Below are 16,596 nucleotides of genomic sequence, written 5' to 3'. Positions count from 1 at the left end.
CAGGAGCCGCTGAAGATCAAAAGATCGCAGCCTTCGGCAGCTCCTACGGGGGCTCAGCGTCGTCGAGCGGTCAAAAGCAATATTTCATAAAGAGCGCATCCAGCGCCGGTCAGCGATACGAAAAAAACAAGCAACCTCCACGGATAGCCCATGTCGATATCAACATGTCCCCGCTATTCGTCACCCACACCGATCCTGGTTGTCAGCGTTTATGGCGGGCTGAAGGCGGCTGTAGCTGAATAGTCAGGAGGTGGCTATGAACTGTCCGCTGTGTGGAAACACCAATGCGCTGGAAGATCTTTCGTTCGGGGGCGGCTTGCGTATTTATTGCGAGCCGTGTGGTGGTTTCTATCGAATTTCAACAACCCTGGATGCCTTGGCAGATGGAAAGACTTATGACATCGAGCGTGCTCGAGCCCGACTGAAAAAGAAGCGTGAAACCGACAAATTGGAAGATCAGGATCCGGCGCTTGGCGCGGAGGACAAAGACCTGCTCGTCGAGCCGGACTGAGCTGTCGCAGAACGTGCATGGGATCCAATGAAAAGCGCGCCTTGCCCCATGCATCAACAGTTGCTTACAGAAAAACTCGCCTGACCCCTGAAACCGCATTCCGGACGGAATAGTTCCAGATCAAGCCAGGCGAGCGCGAGTCAGATTTATGGACTTTAATCCTGACGAGCACCGGTTAATGAGCCTGCGCTACGCCGCGCAAAACAGGGTTCAGAATGTTTGATCCCCACTCGTCATGAGGGTGGAGGAGTCTCAGCCGGCTTGTCCGTTAAGCCATAAAGATGAAAAACATGTAGGAGAAATGTGAAATGTATGTGAATTTGTTACATTTATAAAAAGGTCTTTTTAGATCAGAGGAAATCGTGGTGATGCGGCAAAAAGATTGGGCCCAGGAGTTTCCCCATACACTGAAACACCGTCGTGCCACTCTGCATTTCAAGACGCAATTGCCGGTCCAGGCTCGACTTGCCATTGAGCGATTGATCGAGCAGCGGCACGTAACAAAACGGGTCAGCGCTCCCCTTGATTACCCACAGAGCTCGATGTTCGCCAAGACTGAGCAGCTCGATTCGCTGAAGAAAAAACTGCGTATCGAACTGGGTAATCCCAAGAGTAACGGGATGTACGACTGGGCTATTGAAGAACTCATCAATACCATCGAAGCGCATGGGCGCGGTGCCAGAGTGGCCGGCTTGGTGGGTTTCGGTTATAGCCGCTCCAGCCTGGGGCTGCTGGACCACTTCTTTCTCATCACCCAGTGGTTGAGTAATCATGTCGACGGCTTGTCCTGGATCAGGGCTAACCCGCAGGCGGTTGAGCAATTCATCGAAACCACTTTTGAGCTGCTCTCATCGCTGAACGCCAAGGGCATTGCGCACATGGACCTGTGGGCCGCAAATATTATGCTGCCTAAAGAGGGGCAGGGCGTAGCGCTGGCGGTCGATCTGGAGAACAGTTTCTCCATCCCCACAACCTTTTTCAGCGAAACCCTGGGCTTCCAGATGGGCCATTTCTACTTCCATGAGATCTATCGGTACATCACCGAATCAAACTACGACGCACTGGTCGAACGAGCACTGGCGGATTACCCGCAGGTCAATCGGCAACTTTTTTACCGGGTCTATCAGATCTGCAAGCACCACAACATCGGTCGGCTGGAACGCCGGGATATTTTCCTCAAAGGGGTTTTGAAAAGCCGCTGGTAGGGGAGGCGACGTGCCACGCCTGCGTCGGGAAAGTTAATCACTGATCGGCAGGATCAGGTGCGAACCTTGATTGTGTACATTGCCGATAGCCTGGTCGACCTTGAACCATTCGAACGCCTCAACAGGCTCACCCTCGAGTCGCACTAGCTGTTCGGCGCGTTCTTTTGGCGTGGCCGGATCAAGCCATTCCCGGGCCCGTTCGGGATTGAGCGTCACCGGCCGCCGGTCGTGAATATCCACCATGCCGCCCTGACTGTCCGCGGTGATGATCACGAAGCCGTCGTGCTCGTCCGGCTCCTTTTCGTACCGTGGATACTGACCAATGGCGGCGCACAGGATCGGCTCGCGATCCTTGCGACGGATCAGGTAAGGCTGTTTCTTCGGGCCGCCCTCGTAAACCCATTCAAACCAGTTGTCGATAGCAATAATTACCCGGTGCGGCCATATCTCCTTGAAGAACGGGTCGTGGGCAACTTTCTCAACCCTGGCGTTGATCGGTGTCGCGTCACCCTTGGCCCACTGCGGTCGCCAGCCCCAACGAACCCTGTCGGCATGCAGCACGCCGCTTTCTTCGTGGAAGAGGAGGAGCTGAGTCGACGGCGCGGCGTTGTAGAGCTCGAGCGGCTGATCGCCAGCATTGTTGACCAACGCGTTGGGCATGCTCAGCGCCGCCACAAACTCGTGAACACCTCGATATTGCGAAAGTCGTCCGCACATGGCTGAGCCCTCATGCTGAAGCTTAAGCTTAGACAATGGTTTCAGGGCGATCTATCAGGCGGTCTAACCAGCATGCAACACGGTCTGGAACACTCACCATTCTGAGGCCGGCGAAGGCGCACTTAAGGACGCCTTCGCCGGCACGCCTGGCTCCTGCAGGTCCGATTTGCTCTGGCCGTACAAGCGCGATATCAAGCGTGGGTGATGGAAAGGTCGCTGATGATGCAGACCGAACCGTCTTCGGGGTCGGTGGTGTCGGAGTAATCGATCTGGTTGTACACGCCGCCGTGGAAGGCCAGCGTTTTCGTGTCCCAGGTGTTGTCGAGGCGCATGATTGCGGAGGTCGATTTGACGCCGTTACAGCTCGCCGAAACGGAGACCGCGCCATTCGAATTGGCGTGAATGTTGATTTTGAAAAGTGCTCCAAGCGGCACGTTTTCAAGAACCGTGGAGTTCACCGGGTCTTCTTGAAGATAACTCGAGCGGAACCCCATGGTGATTCGGCCTTTGTTCCAAAATACTTTTACCGGTGGTCGCTCTGAACCTTTTACATGAATCTGGCCGATCACGACCTTCTGCAGCGAGTTGACTTTCATCAGCCGCATTTCTTGTCGGTTCCAGTGGTCGGCAGCACTGGCGAACAGCCAATAACCCGGTTCTTTCCACTCGCAGCGAGTCCGGTGCGTGCTTTTGCTCGAAGCGCCGAGCGTCGGCGCCGTCATTTGCAGCGAGCCATCTGGAAGCATCGAAACAACTTGCGGACATTCGAGCAATGCCCGCCAGCCGATGAGCTCAAGTGCGATGGGATTGGTCTCGGAGATAGGAAGCGGTGTAGCGATTGTGTAGTTGCTGATGTCTACAGTCATGGTCATTTACCTCAGTTCATTGGATGTCACCTTTTGCTCCGTTGAGCCTTGCACTTTGATGTAGGCCTACATCCCACTGCCCACTCGATGAATGGGCAGAAGTGATGCTTTCGCTGCCGGGCCGGTGTTGTCTTGGCTTGCAAATAAAAGTAGCAGTGCTGCTATTAGAAGTAAACAGCGCTGCTAATAATATTTTCGACGGGCATAAGAAAGCCCGCGCAGGCGGGCTTCATTGGTAAAAAACCGGTCTTCGGTTTGACTCAATCAGCGGGCAAACATCCCCCACCAGAACACATGGCCGAGGATCACGATCTGCTGCTCCTGGATCTCGGCAAAGGTGTAGTCCTCATCCGGATGCTCGTCGCGGTTGAAGCTGCGCAGGCGGATGCCCGTCGGCAGGCGATAAACCTGTTTCACCCGTAGCTGACCGCTGTGGTTGATGGCGTACATATCGCCGTCAACGATATCGCCCAGTGAGCTCTTGCCGACGTTGATGCCGACGGTTGCGCCATCACGAAGCACTGGCAACATGCTGTTGCCGCTGACCACCACGCACTTGGCGTTGCTGAACTGAACGCCGTTATGGCGAAGGTCTTTCTTGAAAAAGCGAAGGCGGGCGCTGTCACTTTCCTCAATCACGAAACGGCCTGATCCGGCTGCCAGTTCCACTTCGCGCAAGAAAGGAACGTAGACCTCATCGTCATCCAGGGGCGTGTCGTCATCCCACGTCTGGATATCCGACATCAATACGCTTGGCTGGATGCGCTCGGAAGGCTGGACACTGGCAACGGTCGACATCAGGCGTGGGCTCACTTCACTGGCATCAAAGCGCAAGGCTTTTGCCAGTTTCAGAAGTGCCTCGACGTTCAGTGGCACCTTGCCGGTCGCGTACTGACTGAAGGCGCTTTGGCCAGACCATCCGCAAGCCTCAGCCACATTCGCTTGAGTGAGATTTGATCCAGCCGCTTTGGCAGCAGACTTTCGCTGGTCGTAAATAGCCTTGAGCCTGGTGCTTTCGGCGACTTCTTCAGGGGTAAGGGGGCGGCGTGTTTTCATGGCGACAAGAGTATTAGCAGAACTGATATTGCTGCAAGCAGCGCTGCTAGTAGTTTTCGACGGATTAAGCAACTTTGCTGCTATACGGGGCAGATCGCGACGCTCATCTTTGAAGTCCAATGGCAAACTTGCGCGGCTAGCGCAAGCAGACTGTCTGCATTTCGGTTCAAGAAAACGCCAAAACGCCGCTCACTGAGCGGCGTTTATGTCGCAGAACTTCGCGGCTGATCCCGGTTGTTTTCAGGCGCGACTTTTTCTAATAGCGGTGAGGTCGCAAATACAGTGTCATTGCACTCATTCACTCAGAAGCGAGCGCGGCATCCTCCCGTACCTGCGGGCTGTCCGCAGCCGTCTGGCGACCCACCTTGAACCATGCGGCGTATAACGCCGGGACGAAGAAGATCGTCAGTAGCGTCGCCACGGTAAGGCCGCCCATGATTGCAATTGCCATCGGCCCCCAGAACACACTGCGTGTCAGCGGGATCATTGCCAGCACGGTGGCCAGCGCCGTCAGCATCACCGGACGAGCTCGGTGAATGGCGGCATCCAGCACAGCATTCCACGGGTCGCGCCCTTCGGTGATCTCGATCTGCACTTGATCGATCAGGATCACTGCGTTGCGCATGATCATGCCACCCAGCGCGATAATGCCCAGGATCGCAACGAAGCCCAACGGTGACTGGAACACCAGCAGTGCCGGCACCACACCGATCAGACCCAGCGGTGCGGTCAGCACTACCATCCACATGCGGGAGAAGTTTTGCAGTTGCAGCATGAGCAACAGCAGGATGGTGATCATCATCATCGGGGCCACCGCCAGCAGTGCCTTGTTGGCTTTGTCACTTTCCTCCACCGCGCCGCCCACGTCGATGCGGTAGCCCGACGGCAGCTTCGCTTCGATATCCTTAAGCAATGGCTGAATCTCCTGCGTTACCGATACACCTTGCTCGCCATCCTTCACGTCGGCACGCACCGTGATCGCCATGTCGCGGTTGCGGCGCCACAGCACCGGCTCTTCCAGCTCAGTGCGCACTTGTGCGACTTGCGACAGTGGCACCACCGTCCCCTGGCGCGTGTAGAGATTGATGTCTTTGAGTGTGTCGAGGCTCAAGCGCTCCTCAGGCACGGCACGGGCCACAATGTCGATCAGGTCCTCGCGCTCACGCAATTGCGACAGGGTTGCGCCGTTCATCACGGTCTGGGTCGCCAGCGATACGTCGGCCGGCGTGAGTCCAAGCGCGCTCGCCTTATCCTGATCAAGCTCTACTTTCAGCGTGCGCACCGGGTCGTTCCAGTCGAGCTGGAGGTCGCGCACTTTCGGGTTGGATGCCACCACTTTCTCCACGTCGCGGGCAATTTGGCGCACCACCTGGGTATCGGGGCCTACGACGCGAAACTGCACCGGGTAGCCGACCGGCGGCCCCAACTCGAGCCGGGTCACGCGCACCCACGTCTGCGGGAATTGTTGGTCGGCCGAGTTCACCAGCCGCTCACGTACCCGCTCGCGTGCATCCAGATCCTTGGTCATCACAACGAACTGAGCGAATCCCGGATTCGGCAGTTCGGGGTTGAGCGAAAGATAGAAGCGCGGTGCACCGGCGCCGGTGTAGGCGGTATAGAAACGCACGTCCTCGTCCTTCGCCAGGATCTCCTCCATGTGCTTGACCTGCTCGGTCGTCGCGGCGAACGAGGAGCCTTCCTTCACTCGCAAATCAATGACCAATTCAGGGCGCGAACTGTTGGGGAAGAATTGCTGCGGCACCAGCTTGATACAGGCCAGAGCAAGCACCAGAGCGCCAACCGTCGCGCCGATGACCACCCAGCGGCGCTCGATGGCGGCGTCGATCAGGCGGCGCAGGGTGCGGTAGAACTTCGTATCGTACAGATCACCGTGCGGGTGCTTGCCCAAATCGTTGGGCAGCATCTTGACCGCCAGGTACGGCGTGAAGATGCCGGAACAGATCCACGAGAACAGCACCGCGGCGCCGACGATCCAGAAAATGCCACCCGCGTACTCGCCGGTGGTGGATTGCGAGAGGCCGATCGGCAGGAAGCCCACCACGGTGATCAGCGCACCGGTCAGGCGCGGCATGGCGGTGGACTGATAGGAGAAGGCGGCCGCCTTCACGCGATCCATGCCGGTTTCCATCTTCGCCACCATCATCTCGATGGCGATGATGGCGTCATCCACCAGCAATCCCAACGCGATAATCAGCGAGCCGAGCGAGATACGCTCCAGGTTCCAGCCCATCGCCAGCATCACCAGCGCCACGCCGCCCAGCACCAGTGGCACCGTGGTCGCGACCACGAGGCCGGCGCGCCAGCCCAGGCTGGCGAGGCTCACCGCGATCACGATGATCAGCGCCTCGGCCAACGCGCGCCCGAAGTCCAGGATTGCATCCTTCACCGTGGTGGGCTGGTCGGCCACGAGCTCAAGCTCCACGCCATGTGGAAGCTCCGACTGGATCTTGGCGACTGCCGTGTCCATCGCCTTGCCAAGGTCCACGATGTTGCCGTCACTGGTCATCGTGATGCCGAGCATCAGCACTGGCTGGCCGTTGTGGCGCACCGTGTAGGTTGGCGGATCCTCGAAGCCACGGGTAACGGTCGCAATGTCGCCGAGCTTGATCAGCCGGCCGCCTGCTGCGATGGGCACGTTGCGGATGGCGTCTTCGCTGGCGAACTGGCCACTCACGCGTACCATGACGCGGTCGCCGTGGGTATCGATCTGGCCCGCGGGCAGCATGGCGTTCTGGCTCTTGAGGCTGTCGGCGATGGCCAGCGGTGTGATGCCCAGCGCTGCCAGGCGTTCGTGCGAGAACTCGACGTAGACACGCTTGGCCTGCTTGCCGATGAGATCGATCTTCTTGACCATCGGCACCTTCAGCATCTGGCGCTTGATGTCCTCGGCCGCGTCCGACAGTTCGGCGTGGTCGATGCCGTCGCCCTTGACGGCGTACATCAGGCCATACACGTCGCCGTACTCGTCGTTCAGAATCGGGCCGATCACGCCGTCAGGCATTTCCAGGCTCAGGTCGTTGAGTTTCTTGCGCGCCTGGTACCAGGCTTCGCGCTGGTCAGCCTTAGAGGTGCCTCCGCGCACGGTGAGCGTCATGCCGGCGTAGCCTTGCCGCGCGTAGGTGACCACTTTCTCGAAGTTGTCGATCTGCTCGAATTTCTTCTCCATGCGGTTGAGGACCTGGTCCTGCATCTGCTGGGCGGTGGCGCCTGGCCAGATGACCATGGCGGTCATGGAGGGCACGGAAAAGTTCGGATCCTCGAGCTGACCGAGCCTGGTGAAGCTGAAGGCGCCGGCCACCGCGACAATGAGGAGCATGAACAGGACGATGGCGCGATGACGCAGCGCCCAGTCGGTGAGGTTGAAGTTGTTCATCGGGCGACCTGCTGCGTGGTGTTCGCGTCAACTATTGCTGCGCCGGGAAGCGCGACCTTCAGTCCGGATGCCATCTTCTGCACTCCGGCGGTGACGACCAATACGCCGGCCTGCGGCCCGGAGACGAGCACCTGGTCGTTGCGGTAGCCCAACACCGCCACCTGCACCAGTTCGACGACGCCTACCGGATCCTTGCCCGCGGGTGTGACCACCCACAGCGCCGGCTGGCCGCCGCTTTGCGTCAGTGCCGTGGCTGGCACCGTCGCCACCGAGACACTGGTCATCACTCGTTCGGCCGTTACCGTGGCGGTGGCGCCCAATGGCAGCGCCTTCAGCGGCTTGAGTCGTGCGCGATAGGTGCGGGTCTGCGCCGCAGCCTGCGGCGACAGCTCGCGCAGCGTGACATCGAAGATCTCGTTCGGCGCACTGGCCAGCGAAGCCTTGAAACGCGCCTCCTTGAAGGCGGACAGCTGATCCTCGGGCACATCGATGACGATCTCGGATTCATCCGGATTCGCGATCGAGACAACCGGTTGGCCCTCCGGCACGACCTGCCCGGCCTCAAAGCGCACCGCCGTGACGACGCCGCTGCGCGAGGCGCGCAGCACTGTGTACTTGAGCCGGTTGCGCGCAAGCTCGAGCTTTCGCGCCTCGGCCTTGGCGGTCGCATGCGCGGTCTGGGCATTTGTATGCGCGCGCTCGTCTTCGGCCGCACTGACCGAGCCGTCAACCTTCAGGGCGGTTAAGCGCTGGCGGTCCGAGTCGGCCTGGCGCGTCTGCTCGACGGCAACCGTCCACTGTTGTAGCGACGCGTCCTCAGCGAGGCGGTAGTCGCTGTCATCCAGCACAGCCAGGATGTCGCCTTCGCGCACAAACTGGCCCACATCGACCTTGCGCTGGGCTACCTTGCCGCCCACGCGGAAGGCCTGGTCGACTTCATGTCGCGATTGTACGGTGCCCACGTAGCGACTGATGTCGCGGGCATTGTCGTAGCTGATTTCAACGGTGCGCACCGGTCGTGGTGTCTGCACGGTGGGTTGGTCGGGGCTACACGCGGACAGCATGATGGCTACGGCCAAGGCGCCGGCCGCAGTAAGGGAGGTTTTCAAGACGGTTCCTCTTTGAAAAACGGCAGTTTCTTAAGAAAGTGGTGGCCGGTCGGCTTGGGTGGCAGCGGTGGGGGTAGCGGGTTGTTCGAACACCTGCCAGCCACCGCCCAGTGCCTTGTAGAGCTTCACGCTATCGAGCAGCAGCTGGGTGTTGCTTTCGTTGGCATTCAGGCGTGCTGCCAGGCGCGCCCGCTGCGAATCCAGCAGCGGCAACAGGTCGATCTGCCCGCGGTTATAGAGCGACTGGGCGCGGTTCTGCGCAGCCTCCGCGGACGCGGCGGCCAATTGCAGCGACCCGGAGCGGCGGCGTTCCTGCGCCAGCGTGACGAGGGCGTTCTCCACATCCTCGAGTGCTCGTACGATGCCGTCTTCGGCGCGCAGCACCGCCTCTTGTTGAGCACTTTCAGCGGACTCGTTGATCGCTTGCGTGCGCCCGGCGTTGAAGATCGGCATCGCCAGCAGTCCAGCCACGTTGGTGAAGCGCGCAGCGCCGAGATCGGCACCGTTCAGGCTCAGGCCCTGTTGGCCGAAGGACGCGCCGAGGAAGAGCCGCGGGAACCACTCGGCCTTGGCCTGCTGGCGACGCGCATTGGCTGCGTCGAGCTGCGCCATCAGCGCCAGCACGTCAGGTCGACGCTGCAACAGCTCGGCCGGCTGGCCCGGCTTGGCCTCGGGCACCTGCGCGTCGCCATTCGCGGGCTGGATGTTTGCGGTATTGAAGGACTGGTCGGCGATCAGCACGGCGATACGATGGCGCGACACAGCCGCCAGCGTTTCCAGCGGCGGAATCTGCGCCCGCGCCGACAAGGCGTCGGTCTGTGCGCGCTCGACGTCGAAGGCGGATGCCAACCCTACCTGCTGGCGCGCGCTGACCAGACGCAGCGTCTCGTCCTGCATCGCGGAGATGGCACGCAGCGTCGCGACCTGGCGCTGCGCGCCGACCAGTGTGAAGTAATTGCTGACGACGTCGCTCATCACCAGCAGGCGTACGCCGCGCATGCTGTGCTCCGCGGCCAGCGCATCGGCGTCGGCCGCCGCTGCACCGGCGCGCAGGCGGCCGCTCAGGTCGAGCTCCCATGAGACGTCCAGGCCCACACTGGTGGTCTTGGTATCCGGATAACCCTGTTTCGTGGCCGAGTTGTAGCCGCTGCTGCGATCGCTGCCGGAGGCGGATGCGCCGACGCTCGGGAGCAGCCAGGAACGGCTGACCGTTTCGCCGGCACGCGCGGCGCGCAGGCGCTCGGCCGCAATCTTGACGTCGCGGTTCTCGCGCGCTGCTCGGCGCACCAGATCCGTCAGCACTGGGTCGTGGTAGACCTCCCACCACGCCGCCTCGGGTTCCATTTCGGAGGCCGTGCTCGCGGCGAAGTTGCTCGGCAGCTCGACCGACGGCTTGACAACCGGTGTGGAGCAACCGGCCAGGGCGAGGGCAATCGAAGTGGCAAGGGCGGCCGCAACAGCAAACCTGGCCGGGCGCTGGGCCCGTTGCAAAGTCATCCGACCGGTGTGAAGGGGGAGTGGAGAGGAAACTGGAAGTCGCGGCATTGCATTGGACTCGTGTGGATTCGAGATGGCATCAGCGTAGGGCTCGGTGCGCGCGAAGTCGTCAGCGAAACGTCGCCATTGGGTCGCCATATCGAACGCTCATTCAGGTTGGAGTGGTCACTCGCCGTCGGCATCTGCCGCGTGCTCATCGGCCGCGGAAGCGAGGTCCGAGGCTATCGACTCCAGCAACTCTTCGGCGGACGAAAACTCGCGCTGACGCCCGGTGACCAGATTTTCGAGACGGCCCACGAGGGCCCCGGGCGTGGCATCGCTACGCAGCTTCAGGACGTACGAGCGACGATTGGGGTACTTGGATTCAGGGTTCAGACTCATCACAGACCAGGGGGCAAGAAAGTTCGACGACAGCGTAGGCCGTCCCCTTGGGCGAGTCGTAAGCGAAAGGTCAGATTTCGGTCGGGACCGTGGAGCTCCCTCAGAAATTAATGCCAGTCAGTTAAGCGCAATCCATGTGGGAGCGGGCTTGCTCGCGAAGGCGGCGGCACAGTCAACATTGATGTTGCCTTACCCACCGCTTTCGCGAGCAAGCCCTCTCCCACAGGTCTGTGCCCTTAACTCGTCAATCAGACTTTGCCAACTGAAGCAGCGAGCGCGCTCGTCTCACCAGCTCGGTTCCATCCGTTTCGGGCAACTGGTCAAGCAGCACCGCCAGCGCCTGGCGATCCTCGGCCGTGGCGTCGTGGTGCCCACACAGTTCGACTAACGCCTGCAGCTCCAGCCACGGTGCTGCCTGGGTGCGCGCCTCCTCAATCGCATTCCGCACTGCCGTGCTGCTGGCGTCGGGCCGACCCTGCATCCGCGCGATCGCTGCCTCCAGCAACAACAGTTGCGGCAGGTACACGCGTTCGCCCAGTTCCTCCCCGACCCGTAGTGCTTCCTGTAGCTCGACTCGCGCCGCGTCGCAATCGCCCGCCAGCAACAGCGCCTCGGCGGCGTAGCCGAGCACCTCGCTGGCACCGGAGCGCATGCCGAGTGCGGTATGTTCGTCGTAAGCCTCGCGGATGCTGCGGTAGCCGTCGCGCGGTGCACCGTTGCGCGCGTCGGCCCAGCCACGCCACCAGCGGCAAGCCGTGCGCCCCAGTGCGAGCGAATACTCATCGACCAATGCCTGCATGTCGTCAGCCAGCGCTGCCACACGCACAGGGTTGCCCATCCGCACCTCGATCAACACCTCCTGCCAGGTGGCGACCAGCCAGGTCATAGGCTGGCGAAGCATTTGAGCGCGGGTCCGCGCCAGTTGCATATGCGCTCGGCCTTGCTCAACCAGGCCAGAACGCACGAGCTCTATGGCCAGCATGCCGTGCAGCGTGACCTGAGGATCGGCCGCAAAGATCTCATTCGCCCCGAGGTCCAGCGGCTCGGCGATCGCGAGGGCGCGCTCCAGCCAACGGCGGGTCGCCTGCGTGCGTCCCTGAAGATGATGTATCTCGCCTTGTACGATGCACGCCACCAGCATAAGCGTTGGATCATTCGCCTCGCACGAGAGCGCTTCGGCGCGTTCCGCTACCGCCAGCGCCAGCGAATAGTCGCCGCGCAGACCGAGCAGATAGCCAAATCCGTGCAGCAGGCGACTGCGCATCGGATGCTCGGGTACATTCGTTAGCAGCGTGTACGCGCGTTCGAACGCGTTCCTGGCTTCGCTGCCGACACCGAGCGTATGGAAAGCCGACACGCCCTGCAGCGTGGTCAAGGTCATTTCGAGCGTATCGCGCTCTATCCCTTCTGGTGCCTGTCGAAGCAGAACCAGCGCGCGCTCAGTGAGACCGATGCACAAGGCCGGGCTGAAGTGCAGCAGCGCGGCTTCCGCGGCTTCGGCGTAGTAGCGTAGCGCGGTCATTGGCTGCCGAGCCCGGTCGAAGTGCGTCGCCAGCGCCGAGGCCGCAACCGGCACGCCGGCCATGCGCTCGCGTTCGAGCGCGGCGCCAACTTGGCGATGGAGGTGGGTGCGCAATGATCGCGGTATGCGGTCGTACAGTACCTGGCGGAAGAGGGCATGGCGGAACGAGTAGGGAAGCTCCACCGTCTCTTCAAGTTCGGCGGCCCGCGGCTGCGTGAGCCATACGTGCTCGCGCACCAGTTCCTCGCAGGCGTCGGCCACAGAATCGAGATCGCGCTCGAGGACCTGCGAAACCGTCTCGACCCGGAATTCGACTCCACATACCGCTGCCGCCGAGAGCAGCGCACGCTGCTCCGACCCGAGCTTGGTGATGTAGTGATCGATGATGGCCGCGAGGTTCTCGGGAACCGCCATTCCGGCCAGTCGGGCCTCGATGGTGGCGTCGTCGTCCGTTGGGTCCATCACTTCACTGATGACTGACGATACGAACAGCGGCACACCGTCGGTGCGCTCGTGCAGGGCACGCACGAAGGCTTCATCGCGCGCCAGCGAGGCCGAACGCAGGGCGACATAGTCAGCGACCTCGGTTTCCGAAAACGGATCGAGCACCACTTCCTCGCACAGACGTTGCAGGCGCAGTTCGTGGCGCAACGAATTGAGCGGATGATCGAGCGCCACCACCTCGGCGACGCGGAAGCTCGACAGCCACATAAGTCGCGCGCGGCCACGTCGCCGCGCCACATAGTCGATGAGCTGGATCGTCGCCCGATCGCTCCAGTGCAAGTCTTCGGTCACCAGCAACAGCGGCCGCTGCTCCGTGTAGCGGTCCAGCAGTTCACCCATTTCCCGCAGCATGCGATCCGGACCGATGCCGGCAAGCTCGCGCCGCAATGTGTCGCGCTCTTGCGCGGTGCTCAGCCACGGTAGTTGCAGCAGCCAGGTCGGCGCCACGGCGCGCAGCAGCGATGGCAGGGCGGTGTCGCTGCGGCACAGATCGGCCAACGCCTCCAGCACCGGCAGGTACGGCTCGCCGGTGCCGTAGTGCTCCACGCAATGGCCGCGTGCGCAGGCAATGTCGCCAAGGTTGGCGAGGAAATGCTCGATCAATGTGGTTTTGCCAATCCCCGGTTCTCCGGCAAGCCAGACCACTGCACGTTGCCCGCCGTCAGCTCGCTTCCATGCCCGATGCAGCCTTGAGAGCTTGTCGATGCGACCAATGAACGGCGGTGATGGATGCGCGCCGGCCGTCGGCACCGTCGCGGGTTCAGGCGGCATCGAAGGGGCAGGGGAGGGCGTGGCGATAAAGCGATAGCCGCGCCGCGACACAGTCTCGATGAAGCGGGGCTGCCTGGGGTCGTCGCCCAGCACTTTGCGAAGGTCACTGATGGCCGTCTTCAGCACTGAATCGCTGACGAACCGATGCCCCCACACGGCATCGAGCAAAGCATCCTTGGTCACCAGCGATCCCGGCTGGCGTGCAAGTACGCACAGCAGGGTGAAGGGTGTTGGCGCCAACGCCACGGCTTCCCCGTTACGTGACAAGCAGGCGTTGGCTTCGTCGAGTTCGAACTCGACGAAGCAGAGCTGGACGGGGTTCGGATGAGGCTGCGGACGCGCCACGTTGGATTCCTGAAGACAAAAACATAGTTTCTAGCACTGGGCCATTACTCCAATAACAACGCTGATCGGCTCATAAGCCAAGCCTCGCCGGTCGGAAATTGATGCAGGCGCGCCCGCTGTCCATCGCTGAGCCATTCAATGAGGCATTGCGATTGCGCAAGTCCCTGGGGGTGGTAATAATCCAGAAATGGTAATGACGAAAATTTCAATATTGAAATATCTCTCAATTTTACATACCTTCACCTTGCCTGACGATGAGATCTGCGCATCTCACGACTTCAATCACAACAAGGGCTCGAGATGAACAACAACAAGAAAGGTACCGAACTGCCTCCCACCGCCGTCGATGTGCTGGTCGTCGGTAACGGTCCGGTAGGGGCGACAATTGCGGCGCTGCTCGGCCGCCAAGGGGTAAAGACGCTGGTATTGGACAAGACCCATGAGGTCGTACTCATGCCCCGCGCCATTGCTCTGGACAACGAGGCGCTTCGCATTCTGCAACTCGCCGGATTGTCGGAAGACGCTTTCGAGAAGATCGTTATCCCTGAAGTGAAGATGCACTCCCCGGTCCTCGGGCAATTCAGTCGGGCCAATACCGCGGGGTGCATCGACGGCCATCCCAAACTGGTGACGTTCTATCAACCCGACCTCGAACACGCGATGCGTAAACAGGTTTCCGGGCTGAAGTCGGTGACCAGCCTGGGTGGCTTCGAACTCGAGAATCTGGTCGAGGAATCGGATTGTGTCGTCGCCACCGTGCGGGACCAGGACGGCCATGTGCATTTCATTCGCGCCCGATATCTGGTCGGCGCGGATGGTGCAAGCTCCAGGGTCAGGGCCTTGATTGGCCAGGAATTCGAAGGACAAACCTATGCCGAGGATTGGCTGATTGTCGATGCCAAAAACCGGCATAAGTCAGCCATTGATCACGTCGAGTTTCTCTGTGATCCACGTCGCCCAACGCCGCACATGCCCGCGCCCGGCGGAAGGGAGCGTTGGGAGTTCATGCTGCACCCAGGCGAATCCCGGGAAGAGCTGGAAAGCCCGGAAAGCATCGCCCGGCTGATCGCGCCATGGGTCAATCCGCAGGAGCTGGAAATCGAGCGCAAGGCGGTGTATCGATTCCACGCGCGTTGCTGCAACAGGTTCAGCAAGGGACGAACTTTTCTTGTAGGGGATGCAGCCCACATCACCCCTCCCTTTGTCGGACAAGGTCTTGTGGCGGGACTTCGAGATGGCGCCAACCTTGCCTGGAAACTGGCCTGGGTCCTTCACGGCCAAGCCGCGCCTTCAATACTCGATACCTATGACGTAGAGCGCCGGCCCCATGCTCAGGCGATGATCAATCTGGCAAAACTCATGGGCCGTCTGGTGATGCCGAGAAACAAGGTCGCCGCTTTCTTCGTCCACGGCTTGATGCGCACGCTGGCGTTGACGCCTGCTACCAGAAGGTACTTCGAGCAACTGGACATCAAGCCGAAGAACATCTTCAAAGAGGGGCTGTTCGTGCAGCATCGTCGTGGCGACAAGCTGGTTCGTGGCAGTCTGTTTCCCCAGGCCTGGGTCCGCAACACGCAACAGCAGATCCAACTGAGCGACGATGCTCTTGGACACAACCTTACCCTGGTGGGATTCGGTGTTGACCCGTTGTCACTGCTGAGCGCTGCCGAGGTCTTTTCCTGGATACGGATGGGAGGTCATTTCTTGCAGATAGGACCCTGCGGTCAGCGCTCCGACAGCGTTTGCGACTTCATCGAAGACCTGAACCATGACATCCTGCCGCTGGCAGCCAAAGGCACGCTGGTCGCGATTCGCCCTGACCGTATCATCATGCACCACGCGCCCGGCTTCGATGCGGGCAGTCTGGTTCGAGACTGCCGAATCCTGATGGGTAGCGCCGATGTCACTACCGATAGCGTTTCCATTACCATCAACGAGCCCCCTCGATTAAGAGCGTGAAGATGCCTTCCCCCACTTTTCCTTCAGAAGCAACTGAGCAAGAGCCTCTCACTCGCGGGCACAAGAAGCGTGAACGCACCCGTCGCGGCCTGGTGGATGCGGCATTGCGTCTTGTCGCACGTAAGGAGGTGGGGGAGATTGCACTGCTCGATGTCGCCTCGGAGGCCGCGGTATCCAACGGCACCATCTACAACTATTTTCGCACGCGCGACGAAGTACTCGAGGCGGTTGGCATCGCCATGGCGAGCGAGTTCTCCGATGCCATTTCCGCCCTGAGTTCGGACGTGCATTGCGGCGCACAGCGGCTTTCGATTGGTGTGCGCATGTTCGTATGCCGGGCCGCGTACGACCATCAATGGGCCAACGCACTGCTGCGCATCATTCATTCCGATCAGGCCATGCGCTCGCGCCTGGCTGCTCATGTGCTGGGCGACCTGCGTGAAGGTCTGCGCGCGGGCACTTTCGCATACGAGGACGAAGGGATCGCCCTGGACATGGTCGTATCGTGCACAACCGGAGCCATGCGCTCGGTTGTCGAAGGGCGTGTGGTGGCGGAGCACGACCAGCGAGTCGCCGAGATGATTCTCAAGGCTTTGGGCGTTACACCAGCCAAATCCAAAAGAATCGCCGACAAGCCGCTACCTTAGTCCTGATGTCAGCCTTGGTCGGCTAAGCCCTAATGCCCCTCAGTTAAGCGAATGAACCGCTTTTCGTAGGAGCCAGGCTTGCCGGCGAAGGCGCTCTTAAGGACGCCTTCGC

General features: G+C 60.8%; 12 protein-coding genes. 4 read left to right on the top strand and 8 right to left on the bottom strand.

Annotation, left to right across the window (positions count from 1 at the left end):
• Nucleotides 1–256 precede the first annotated feature (256 nt).
• Together NHU87_RS13335 and NHU87_RS13330 are read left to right on the top strand one after the other, a co-directional pair.
• Nucleotides 257–511, top strand: coding sequence for a hypothetical protein (locus NHU87_RS13335; protein ID WP_253548987.1), 255 nt, complete (start codon nt 257–259; stop codon nt 509–511).
• A gap of 368 nt (nt 512–879) precedes the next feature.
• On the top strand, nt 880–1,716 hold the full coding sequence (locus NHU87_RS13330; RefSeq protein ID WP_253548985.1) for a hypothetical protein: 837 nt from the start codon (nt 880–882) through the stop codon (nt 1,714–1,716).
• Nucleotides 1,717–1,749: 33 nt separating this feature from the next.
• On the opposite strand, the gene NHU87_RS13325 is transcribed toward NHU87_RS13330, so the two are convergent.
• From NHU87_RS13325 to NHU87_RS13290, 8 genes are all read right to left on the bottom strand, one after another.
• Nucleotides 1,750–2,433, bottom strand: a complete 684-nt coding sequence (locus tag NHU87_RS13325) for an SOS response-associated peptidase family protein (protein WP_253548983.1) — start codon at nt 2,431–2,433, stop codon at nt 1,750–1,752.
• Nucleotides 2,434–2,624: 191 nt separating this feature from the next.
• Nucleotides 2,625–3,299 carry a polysaccharide lyase family 7 protein gene (locus NHU87_RS13320; protein ID WP_253548980.1) on the bottom strand — a complete coding sequence of 225 codons (675 nt, stop codon included), beginning with the start codon at nt 3,297–3,299 and terminating at the stop codon, nt 2,625–2,627.
• Between the two features lie 264 nt (nt 3,300–3,563).
• The gene (locus NHU87_RS13315) at nt 3,564–4,355 is read right to left on the bottom strand and encodes an XRE family transcriptional regulator (protein ID WP_253549537.1); all 792 of its coding nucleotides are present in this window, start codon (nt 4,353–4,355) and stop codon (nt 3,564–3,566) included.
• A 298-nt stretch (nt 4,356–4,653) separates the two neighbouring features.
• Nucleotides 4,654–7,749, bottom strand: a complete 3,096-nt coding sequence (locus NHU87_RS13310; protein ID WP_253548978.1) for an efflux RND transporter permease subunit — start codon at nt 7,747–7,749, stop codon at nt 4,654–4,656.
• A complete protein-coding gene (locus NHU87_RS13305; protein WP_253548976.1) occupies nt 7,746–8,858 on the bottom strand; it encodes an efflux RND transporter periplasmic adaptor subunit in 1,113 nt (370 codons plus the stop codon). The genes NHU87_RS13310 and NHU87_RS13305 overlap by 4 nt, the downstream gene beginning before the upstream one ends.
• A 30-nt stretch (nt 8,859–8,888) precedes the next feature.
• Nucleotides 8,889–10,403 (bottom strand): efflux transporter outer membrane subunit, encoded by a 1,515-nt coding sequence (locus NHU87_RS13300; RefSeq protein WP_253549534.1) that lies wholly within the window; start codon nt 10,401–10,403, stop codon nt 8,889–8,891.
• Nucleotides 10,404–10,520: 117 nt separating this feature from the next.
• Nucleotides 10,521–10,736: a hypothetical protein gene (locus NHU87_RS13295; protein ID WP_253548974.1), complete on the bottom strand. Its 216-nt coding sequence runs from the start codon at nt 10,734–10,736 to the stop codon at nt 10,521–10,523.
• A 244-nt stretch (nt 10,737–10,980) separates the two neighbouring features.
• Complete coding sequence (locus tag NHU87_RS13290; protein ID WP_253548972.1) at nt 10,981–13,878, bottom strand: AAA family ATPase; 2,898 nt, start codon at nt 13,876–13,878, stop codon at nt 10,981–10,983.
• A 300-nt stretch (nt 13,879–14,178) separates the two neighbouring features.
• Here NHU87_RS13290 and NHU87_RS13285 point away from each other — a divergent pair, with 300 nt between their 5' ends.
• Both NHU87_RS13285 and NHU87_RS13280 read left to right on the top strand, forming a co-directional pair.
• Nucleotides 14,179–15,837, top strand: a complete 1,659-nt coding sequence (locus tag NHU87_RS13285) for a bifunctional 3-(3-hydroxy-phenyl)propionate/3-hydroxycinnamic acid hydroxylase MhpA (RefSeq protein ID WP_253548970.1) — start codon at nt 14,179–14,181, stop codon at nt 15,835–15,837.
• 2 nt (nt 15,838–15,839) lie between these two features.
• Nucleotides 15,840–16,484: a TetR/AcrR family transcriptional regulator gene (locus tag NHU87_RS13280; RefSeq protein WP_253548968.1), complete on the top strand. Its 645-nt coding sequence runs from the start codon at nt 15,840–15,842 to the stop codon at nt 16,482–16,484.
• The last annotated feature ends 112 nt before the right edge of the window (nt 16,485–16,596 follow it).

This window comes from Pseudomonas mandelii (assembly GCF_024138395.1).
Classification (GTDB): Bacteria; Pseudomonadota; Gammaproteobacteria; order Pseudomonadales; family Pseudomonadaceae; genus Aquipseudomonas; species Aquipseudomonas mandelii_E.
Note: the sequence above shows the minus strand (reverse complement) of the source record. Positions and strands in the feature narration are given on the sequence as shown.